We start from the raw sequence: 3,548 nt of genomic DNA, 5'->3' as shown, positions 1-3,548 counted from the left end.
GGCCGCTTACTGGGCGCACACCCCGGTGGTGATGATCACGCCGGAGACGGGCACGGGCACGATGGGTCTGGGCGGCTTTCAGGAGTGCAACCAGCTGCCGATGTTCCAGGAGTTCACGAAGTACCAGGGCCATGTGACGCACCCGGCGCGGATGGCGGAGTACACGGGGCGCTGTTTCGATCGCGCCATGAGCGAGATGGGCCCGACGCAGCTGAACATTCCGCGTGACTATTTCTACGGCGAGATCACCTGCGAGATTCCGAAGCCTTCGCGTCTGGATCGCGGCCCCGGCGGCGAGCAGTCGCTGAACGACGCCGCTGCGCTGCTGGCCACGGCCAAGTTCCCGGTGATCATCTCGGGCGGTGGTGTGGTGATGTCGGGGGCGGTCGAGGAGTGCAAGGCACTGGCCGAGCGCCTGGGTGCGCCGGTGGTCAACAGCTATCTGCACAACGACTCTTTCCCGGCCAGCCACCCGCTGTGGTGCGGCCCGCTGGGTTACCAGGGTTCCAAGGCGGCGATGAAGCTGATGGCGCAGGCCGATGTGGTGATCGCGCTCGGCTCGCGTCTGGGTCCCTTCGGCACGCTGCCGCAGCACGGCATGGATTACTGGCCCAAGCAGGCGAAGATCATTCAGATCGACGCGGACAACAAGATGCTGGGTCTGGTGAAGAAGATTTCGGTGGGCATCTGTGGCGACGCCAAAGCGGCGGCCATTGCGCTGACCGCCCGTCTGGCGGGCAAGGATCTGGTGTGTGACGCCAACCGTGCCGAGCGCGCGGCGATCATCGCCAACGAGAAGGCGGCGTGGGAGAAGGAGCTCGACGAGTGGACCCACGAGAAGGATGCGTTCAGCCTGGACATGATCGAGGAGAACGCGAAAGAGAAGACTTTCCAGGGTGGCGACTACCTGCACCCGCGTCAGGTGCTGCGCGAGCTGGAGAAGGCGATGCCGCCGCGTGCGATGGTGTCGACCGACATTGGCAACATCAACTCGGTGGCCAACAGTTATCTGCGTTTCGAGGAGCCGCGCTCTTTCTTCGCGGCGATGAGCTTCGGTAACTGCGGCTACGCCTTCCCGACCATCATCGGTGCCAAGGCGGCCGCGCCCGATCGTCCGGCCATCTCTTACGCTGGTGACGGTGCCTGGGGCATGAGCCTGATGGAAACCATGACCTGCGTGCGTCACAACATTCCGGTCACGGCGGTGGTCTTCCACAACCGTCAGTGGGGTGCGGAGAAGAAGAACCAGGTGGACTTCTACAACCGTCGCTTCGTCGCCGGTGAGCTGGACAACACCTCCTTTGCCGAGATCGCCCGCGCCATGGGCGCCGAGGGCATCACGGTCGACAAGATCGAGGATGTGGGCCCGGCACTGAAGAAGGCCATCGACATGCAGATGAACGAGGGCAAGACGACCATCATCGAGATCATGTGTACCCGCGAGCTGGGCGATCCGTTCCGTCGTGATGCGCTCTCGAAGCCGGTGCGTTTCCTCGATAAGTACAAAGACTACGTTTGATGCCTGACCCGGCACGCCCCTGACCGGGGGTGTGCCGGCAAGTCCCCGGCAATGCCGGGGCACCCAGACAATCGGACGGCGAAGGCAATGACCTTCACCGCCAACACGCCCCCCGGCCCCAACAGAGCCCTCCAAAGCACGGCCCCCCGAGCCCCAACAGAGACCCGGACAAGGACACCATGAGCACATCCACTACCGCTGCGGCGCCAGGCATGTTCGCCGACATGAAGAAAATGGTGCCCGGCATCATGCTGTGCGCCGTCATCGCCGTCGCCGCCACCTTTGTCTCCGAGCACTACGGCGGCCCGCAATTCTTGTACGCCCTGCTGATCGGCATCGCCTTCCACTTTCTGTCGGACAACGACAAGTGCATTCCGGGCATCGAGTTTTCTGCCAAGAAGCTGGTGCGCTTCGGCGTCGCGCTGCTGGGCGCGCGTATCGTCGCCAGCGACGTGAGTGACCTGGGCCTGATCGGCGTGGCAGCACTGGTTGGCGCCGTGGCCCTGACCATCGGCTTCGGCTTGCTGATGGCGCGCATTCTCGGCCTGCCGAGCATGCTCGGCCTGCTCTCCGGCGGCGGCACCGGCATTTGCGGCATCTCGGCCACCATGGCCATTTCCGCCACCCTGCCCTCCACCCGCGAAAACGAGCGCTACACCCTGCTCACCGCCATTGGCGTGGCCATCTTCTCGACCGTGGCGATGGTGCTCTACCCGCTGGTGGTCAAGACGGTCGGCATGAGCACCGCCGAAGCCGGCCTGTTCCTCGGCGGCTCCATTCATGACGTGGCCCAGGTGGTTGGCGCGGGCTTGATCATCTCCCCCGAAGTAGGCGATGCCGCCACGCTGTCGAAGATGTTCCGCGTCGCCATGCTGATGCCGGTAGTGGTGATCCTCGCGTTGACGTTCCATGCCGAGCGAAAGAAGACCGAAACCGTCGGTGCCAAGCCGCCCCCGATCCTGCCGCTGTTCCTGGTGGTGTTCGCCTTGCTCGCCGCCGCCAACAGCATGGGATGGATCCCGAAGGAAGCCGTGGCAATCAGCTCGGAGCTGTCGCGCTGGTGCCTGGTGATTTCGATCTCGGCGCTGGGCGTGAAGACCTCGCTCGAGAAGCTCGCCGAACTCGGCTGGAAACCCATCGCACTGATGTCCAGCGAAGCCATTTTTGTCGCCACTTACATGCTGATCATCGTCTTTATCAGCCGGGCCATCGCCTGAACACCGGAGACTTGAACATGAACGCGCCCGAAAAATTCCTCGCCTCAAGCGCCCACGTGGACGAAGCGGCGATTGCCCCGCTGCCCAACTCGCGCAAGATCTATGTTGAAGGCTCGCGCCCCGACATCCGCGTGCCGATGCGCGAGATCTCGCAAGACGACACGCCGCTGATGTTTGCCGCCCCCGGCACCGCGTCGGACGCGCCGGCCGAGCCGAATCCGCCGATCTTTGTGTATGACTGTTCGGGCCCCTACTCTGACCCGGCCGCCAAGATCGACATCCGCTCGGGCCTGCCGGCCGTGCGTCAGGGCTGGATCGAGGAGCGGGATGACACCGAGATGCTCTCTGATTTGAGTTCCGAGTTCGGTCGGGTGCGTGCGGCCGACGCCAAGCTGGACGAGCTGCGCTTTCCCGGTCTGCATCGCAAGCCGCGTCGTGCGAAAGCCGGCGCGAATGTGACGCAGATGCACTACGCGCGTCGCGGCATCATCACGCCGGAGATGGAATACATCGCGATCCGCGAGAACATGAATCGCGCCGCCTATGTCGAGTCGCTGAAGAACTCGGGCCCCACCGGCGCCAAGATGGCCGCGCTGCTGACCCGTCAGCATCCGGGCCAGAGCTTTGGTGCCGCACTGCCGGAGACGATCACGCCGGAGTTCGTGCGTGACGAAGTGGCGCGTGGCCGGGCGATCATCCCGAACAACATCAACCACCCCGAGTCCGAGCCGATGATCATCGGCCGTAACTTCCTGGTGAAGATCAACGCCAACATCGGCAACTCGGCGCTCGGCTCGTCCATCTCGGAAGAG

Annotated in this window: 3 protein-coding genes; all 3 read left to right on the top strand. The window is 64.1% G+C overall.

The window, feature by feature from the left end; genetic code table 11:
- A partial coding sequence (gene xsc / locus FHP89_RS20880) for a sulfoacetaldehyde acetyltransferase (RefSeq protein WP_144224982.1) occupies positions 1 to 1,519 on the top strand: 1,519 nt, incomplete at its 5' end.
- A gap of 179 nt (positions 1,520 to 1,698) precedes the next feature.
- Positions 1,699 to 2,736, top strand: a complete 1,038-nt coding sequence (locus tag FHP89_RS20875) for a YeiH family protein (protein WP_391526020.1) — start codon at positions 1,699 to 1,701, stop codon at positions 2,734 to 2,736.
- A gap of 17 nt (positions 2,737 to 2,753) precedes the next feature.
- Positions 2,754 to 3,548: phosphomethylpyrimidine synthase ThiC (locus tag FHP89_RS20870; protein WP_186300428.1), on the top strand; the 795-nt coding region annotated here is incomplete at its 3' end.

The sequence above is a fragment of the Denitromonas ohlonensis genome, assembly GCF_007625205.1.
In the GTDB taxonomy this organism is placed as follows: domain Bacteria; phylum Pseudomonadota; class Gammaproteobacteria; order Burkholderiales; family Rhodocyclaceae; genus Nitrogeniibacter; species Nitrogeniibacter ohlonensis.
Note: the sequence above shows the minus strand (reverse complement) of the source record. Positions and strands in the feature narration are given on the sequence as shown.

Coding starts and splice junctions, on each gene's coding strand:
- FHP89_RS20875 (WP_391526020.1), top strand. CDS start 1,699: ATGAGCACATCCACTACCGCTGCGGCGCCAGGCATGTTCGCCGACATG.